Annotated in this window: 6 protein-coding genes; all 6 read right to left on the bottom strand. The window is 45.3% G+C overall.

The features are described 5' to 3' along the window. Positions 1 to 367: 367 nt before the first annotated feature. Positions 368 to 1,081: an NAD(P)H-flavin reductase gene (gene fre / locus KI742_RS21685; protein WP_005382872.1), complete on the bottom strand. Its 714-nt coding sequence runs from the start codon at positions 1,079 to 1,081 to the stop codon at positions 368 to 370. Positions 1,082 to 1,095: 14 nt separating this feature from the next. Next, positions 1,096 to 1,365 carry a 2Fe-2S iron-sulfur cluster-binding protein gene (locus tag KI742_RS21680; protein WP_009696789.1) on the bottom strand — a complete coding sequence of 90 codons (270 nt, stop codon included), beginning with the start codon at positions 1,363 to 1,365 and terminating at the stop codon, positions 1,096 to 1,098. Then, a complete protein-coding gene (gene ubiD / locus KI742_RS21675) occupies positions 1,362 to 3,215 on the bottom strand; it encodes a 4-hydroxy-3-polyprenylbenzoate decarboxylase (protein WP_005382877.1) in 1,854 nt (617 codons plus the stop codon). Before ubiD ends, KI742_RS21680 begins: the two co-directional genes overlap by 4 nt. A 91-nt stretch (positions 3,216 to 3,306) precedes the next feature. Further along, positions 3,307 to 4,299 carry a hypothetical protein gene (locus KI742_RS21670; RefSeq protein ID WP_005378756.1) on the bottom strand — a complete coding sequence of 331 codons (993 nt, stop codon included), beginning with the start codon at positions 4,297 to 4,299 and terminating at the stop codon, positions 3,307 to 3,309. Positions 4,300 to 4,405: 106 nt separating this feature from the next. Further along, a complete protein-coding gene (gene rho / locus KI742_RS21665) occupies positions 4,406 to 5,665 on the bottom strand; it encodes a transcription termination factor Rho (RefSeq protein ID WP_005378757.1) in 1,260 nt (419 codons plus the stop codon). Between the two features lie 196 nt (positions 5,666 to 5,861). Further along, positions 5,862 to 6,188 (bottom strand): thioredoxin TrxA, encoded by a 327-nt coding sequence (gene trxA / locus KI742_RS21660; RefSeq protein WP_004745500.1) that lies wholly within the window; start codon positions 6,186 to 6,188, stop codon positions 5,862 to 5,864. Positions 6,189 to 6,221: the final 33 nt, after the last annotated feature.

The raw sequence follows: 6,221 nt of genomic DNA, 5'->3' as shown, positions 1-6,221 counted from the left end.
TAATTTGATACCGAGGTATCGAATTGGATTATCATCAACGAGTGCCCACACAGATTGATAGGTCTATATTGTTAAAGAGCTTGCTTTACGAGAAGTTTTTCTCTCAAAGCGGAGGTGCATTCTAGCGATTTAATTGACAGTGTCAAACACTTTTTCAATTTATTTTTCGTAGAAGCTTTCACCTCTCCGACCCTGCTGAAGCCTTATCGCGTCTGCCGTGTCGGTGGATGCGCATTATAGGGAACTCAGATCCGTTCGCAACCCTTTTTTGAAAAAAAATGGAAAAAAATGACTGTTCGATGACTATTTCATCAAAAAAGCAAAAAAGAGGGTAAAAAACCCTCTTTTTCTGCCTTAAAAGCCGTATTTAAATGAATGCGTACGCGTCTGCGAACATACGTTCGCTCTTCGCTTTCTTGTTCTGAGTGAACTGTTCACGTGCTGCGCCAGCCATTTCAAAACGACCTGCAATATAGATATCGTAGTTTTCTAAGCTTTCGAAATCTTCAGCTACAGCTTGTAGCACGTTACCAACTTTACCTTGCCAGTCTGCAGGAGCTTCTTCTACTACTGGCACAAAGTGAACATTGGCAAACTTGTCGGCAATCTCGACCAGTTCGTCTTTAGCATAAAGCTGGCAGTTATCGCGCGCCCCCCAATATAAATAGATAGGATTGGTTTTATTCTGCGCTACGCAGTGATCCAGAATCGAGCGAACGTAACTGAAGCCTGTACCACCAGCAATTAATAATAATGGGCGTTCGCTTTCTTCTTGAACCCAAGCATCGCCATGTGGCGCATCAATTTCAATCTGACCATCAGTTTCAAGCGCCGCTTGCATTGCTTCGACAACTTCTTGTGCATAAGCGTTGTGTTCCGCCGCACCGATGTGCAGTTCAAGTTCACCTTCATGACGACAAGGGCTGCTTGCGATAGAGAAAGGACGTTTGTCTTTTTCACCCATCACCACCATTAGGTACTGACCCGCTTTAAAAGGCACTGGTGATTCTGGATGAAGAAGGATTTGGTAAGTATTACAAGCTAACGGCTGAATAGACTTTACTTTACATTGGATGGTCATGGTGTTCCTCTCGCTTACTCGTCAAAAGTAAGCACTAAATTACTTTCTGTATAGGCTTGGCAAGGGAATATCCAGCCTTGCTGTTGCTCTTTTTCGGTTAGCATCGGTTCGAGGTGATAGCTCACCTCGCCCGTTAGCTTTTTACACATGCACATGGCGCAAGCGCCAACTTGGCAACGGTGCGGGAAGCGAATATTGTTGTTGAGCGCAGCTTCCAACACCGTCTCCCCTTCTTTTACTTGGAACGTAACGTCCATTGGTAGAAGGTGGACTTGATGACTCATAGAATACCTAACTGGTCCCAAATCTCATCGACTTTAGCCACAAGTTTAGGATCTTTTTTGATAGGCGTGCCCCACTCGCGCGTGACTTCAGATTCGAACTTGTTGGTCGCATCCAGTCCTAATTTGGATGAACTCTCAGTCTTACCAAGCACTTGAATCGTGTCTCTATCTGGGTCCATTCGAGTTGTCACCGCCCAAATGATGTCATTCCAATCTCGTGCGTTGACGTCATCGTCGCACAAAATAATGAATTTGTTATCCGTGTACTGAGCAAAGAAGTCCCACAAGTATTCCATCAATGCTTGAGATTGACCGGCTTGGTCTTTCTTCATAGTCACGACAGCAAATTGGTTGTTTGCTGTAACTGGAAGATAGACGTCAACAATCTCAGGGCGTTGCTGTTTCAACTCATTCAGTTCTGCTTCGGTAATCGCTTTGCTGTCTCGCTCAGTGACCTCGGTTCGCGTCGCCAGCTCGGCATCCCATTTAATGGTCGCATCTAAGCCCATTTTGGAGCCAAGCCCAACCACAGGTGAAGCAAAGTCGAGCGAGTCGATTGGCGTGTTATCTATCATCAAAGTATCATGTACAGGGTCCATATGCTCTGACATGGCTTTAACGACATCATTCCAATCTCGTGCGTTTACCGATTCATCGCACACAATAACAAACTTGGTATACATGAATTGACGTAAGAAAGACCACACGCCCATCATTACGCGCTTGGCATGTCCTGGGTACTGCTTCTTCATGGTGACGACGGCCATTCGGTACGAACAACCTTCTGGCGGTAGATAGAAGTCTTCAATCTCTGGGAATTGCTTTTGCAGAATAGGCACAAACACTTCGTTTAATGCCACACCCAATACAGCTGGTTCATCTGGCGGACGACCTGTGTAGGTGCTGTGATAAATAGGGTCTTTACGCATAGTAATGTGCGTAATAGTAAATACGTGGTGCTTTTCTTTTTCGTTATAGTAGCCAGTATGGTCACCGTAAGGACCTTCATCAGCAAACTCGTTCGGGTCGATATAGCCTTCCATCACGATTTCCGCGCTCGCTGGCACTTCCAAATCGTTGCTGACTGACTTCACGACTTCCGTTTTGCTTCCACGTAGCAAACCTGCAAATGCGTATTCCGATAGCGTATCTGGCACTGGTGTTACTGCGCCAAGAATGGTTGCTGGGTCTGCACCAAACGCGACCGAAACTGGGAAAGGTTTACCTGGGTTGGTTTCCATCCAATCGCGCAGATCAAGCGCACCACCACGATGGGCTAACCAACGCATGATGATTTTGTTCTTGGCAATTTTCTGCTGACGGTAAATGCCTAGGTTCTGACGTTTCTTATTTGGACCTTTGGTTACGGTTAAGCCCCAAGTAAGCAGCGGCGCTACATCTTCTGCCCAGCAGCTCATTACCGGAATTTTATCCAAGTCGACTTCATCACCTTGCCAAACAATGTCTTGGCATGGTGCTTTACGTAAACGCTTAGCCGGCATGTTCAATACTTGTTTGAACACTGGCAGTTTTTCTAAAGCGTCTTTGAAGCCTTTTGGTGGCTCAGGTTCTTTTAAATAAGCCAGCAGCTTACCGACTTCTCTTAATTCTTTAACATCTTCACGTCCCATACCGATTGCGACACGCTCTGGTGTACCAAACAGGTTAGTCAAAACAGGTACGTCGTAGCCGATTGGGTTCTCAAACAACAGCGCAGGTCCACCAGCACGCAAGGTGCGGTCGCTGATTTCTGTCATTTCATAAGCGGGATCGACAGGGTGAGTGATGCGTTTAAGTCGACCTTTCTGTTCTAGGTGGTCGATAAATTCGCGTAAATCCTTAAAACTCATAGGCCTTCATGCTGGCTGATTAAACTGTCCGCAGTATAACAAATAGGAGGACGCTAAGATCCTCCTATTTTGTGTGGGTATGTGAGCCAGATTACTTTAATACTTGTTCAATCTGCCGAGTCTTTATCTGATGGTTGGAAGATACTAACTCTTCCAACCAGGTTTGATGCCCTTGTTGAGCAAGCTCTCGAGCAACCATGGTTGCTTCTTCTGATAACGCCATTTTTCTAACTAGAAACTGCTTTACTTGCGGAGATAGAGGGTTAGATTTTGTAAGTAGACTAATAGCTTCTGGCTTGAGTGATGGGTTAACTGTGGCATTCATCAATTGCTGAATGGAAAAAACGTCTCCAACCGCAGCTAAACGCTCAAGCTCGGACTGGCTGTTGTAATCGGCTTTCATCCGCCAGAGTAAGTTGTACACTTCCTCATCCTGACTAACTTGTGCCAACCTGACTATCACGGCCGTCGAGGGTAACCAACTGGTCACATTTGCTTTGGTTAACTGGGCCGTTAATGCAGCAAGCGCGTTGGGTGATAAACTGTCTAACTCTCGAATCAAAAGCGCTTCACGCGCTTGAGCTTGTTGAGATGGCCCTGTAAGCCATTGCTTTAAGTTAAGCTCTCTTCGTTCAGCTTGTAAGACAAAGTCCAAGGTACTTTGGTCTTGTTTCCAACGCTTAATCAAGCGACTCGCAATAACGGGAAAGTTAAAAGCGGGTACACTAAATTCATACCCATCACCTCGCTCTAACACTTGATAAGTCGGGGTCATACGGATCTGGGACTCAACAAACAGAGCCATTCGAGGCGTGAGAATCACATCTTGCTTTTCAAGCTTTTCCAACAATTGAAAGCGCACCACCTCTTGTTGAGGCAAAGCAAGTCTATCAAGGGCAAATTTAAGCGAGTCGACTTCATCTCTGACAGCGTAATCAAGCAGTTCAGAGACTTTAGTCTGTATTTGAGTATCCTGAAGCCACTGTTCTACTACAGACTCATGCATTTCCTTGGCAGATAATGTCGCAGGTAGAGTGATAAGTGACAAGCTCAGGAGTAATGACGACAACATTCCTTGTTGCATGTTAACCTCCCGATAACATTTCCTTCATTCTGATACTTCTATCGGGAGAAAGCAATAAAAAAGCCACCGATATACGGTGGCTTTTCGCAGAGTAACTTATCTGAGATTATTGACGACGCATCGCATCGAAGAACTCATCGTTGGTCTTCGTCATCGCTAGCTTATCGATTAGGAACTCCATTGCGTCGATTTCGCCCATTGGGTGAACGATCTTACGCAGAATCCACATCTTCTGTAGTTCGTCAGTCTTCGTCAGTAGCTCTTCACGACGTGTACCTGAGCGGTTAAAGTCAATCGCAGGGAATACACGCTTCTCAGCAATCTTACGGTTCAAGTGCAGTTCCATGTTACCTGTACCCTTGAACTCTTCGTAGATAACTTCATCCATTTTAGAACCAGTATCTACTAGTGCCGTTGCGATGATAGTTAGGCTGCCGCCTTCTTCTACGTTACGTGCAGCACCGAAGAAACGCTTAGGACGATGTAATGCGTTTGCATCCACACCACCTGTTAGTACTTTACCTGATGAAGGCACTACGGTGTTGTAAGCACGAGCTAGGCGAGTGATAGAGTCAAGCAAGATAACCACGTCTTTCTTATGTTCAACAAGACGTTTTGCCTTCTCGATCACCATTTCCGCTACTTGTACGTGACGAGATGCTGGCTCATCGAAAGTCGACGCAACCACTTCACCTTTAACTAGGCGTTGCATCTCGGTTACTTCTTCTGGACGTTCGTCGATAAGAAGAACCATCAACTCACACTCTGGGTGGTTGTACGCGATGCTTTGCGCGATGTTTTGCAGAAGCATTGTTTTACCCGCTTTAGGCGGAGCAACAATCAGACCACGTTGACCTTTACCGATTGGCGATGCCAAGTCTAAAACACGTGCTGTAATGTCTTCTGTTGAACCGTTACCACGCTCCATAACCATGCGCTCATTCGCATGTAGAGGGGTAAGGTTTTCAAATAGGATCTTGTTACGGGCGTTGTCTGGTTTATCGTCGTTAACGGTATTGACTTTTAGAAGGGCAAAGTAACGTTCACCGTCTTTTGGTGGACGAATTTTGCCAGCGATAGAGTCACCAGTACGTAGGTTAAAGCGACGAATCTGACTTGGTGATACGTAGATATCGTCCGGACCCGCAAGGTATGAACTATCTGCACTGCGTAGGAAACCAAAGCCGTCTTGCAGAATTTCCAGAACCCCATCGCCAAAGATGTCTTCGCCGCCTTTCGCGTGCGCTTTTAAAATCGCGAAGATGATGTCTTGTTTTCTTAAGCGAGCTAGGTTCTCTAATCCTAAGCTTTCGCCCAGTTTTACAAGGTCAGACACAGGTCTGTTCTTCAGTTCGGTAAGGTTCATGGTGGTGGATTCTTGTTTAGTCAAAATAAGATCTGTTTTCTAGTTAAGATGGATTTGGTCTCAGGATCGACCAAGAAGAGAAATTTGTTCAATTAACGCGCGATAAGTTAGCACTAATTAGTATTCTAGTCCAGAGTTAGAAAAACAAAACCGTGCATTGTAACTTTGCACGGTTTTATCTGTAATCACTTGGTGATTATAAGTTTGCGTCTAGGAACTCTTTCAGTTGAGTTTTAGACAGAGCACCTACTTTCGTTGCCGCTACGTTACCATCTTTAAATAGTAATAGCGTTGGAATGCCGCGAATACCAAACTTAGGTGGTGTACCTGCGTTATGGTCGATGTTTAGTTTACCGATAGTGAGTTTGCCTTCGTACTCGTCTGCGATTTCGTCCAAAATAGGAGCGATCATTTTACAAGGACCACACCATTCTGCCCAAAAATCCACTAGAACCGGGCCTGCAGCGTTGATTACATCGTTTTCAAAACCGTCATCAGTTAGCTGCAAAATCTTATCACTCATCTTCCACTCCAATGTGTTTTTCGAAACTGGTTG

Origin of the sequence: Vibrio sp. D417a (genome assembly GCF_030248595.1) — a bacterium.
In the GTDB taxonomy this organism is placed as follows: Bacteria; Pseudomonadota; Gammaproteobacteria; order Enterobacterales; family Vibrionaceae; genus Vibrio; species Vibrio alginolyticus.
Note: the sequence above shows the minus strand (reverse complement) of the source record. Positions and strands in the feature narration are given on the sequence as shown.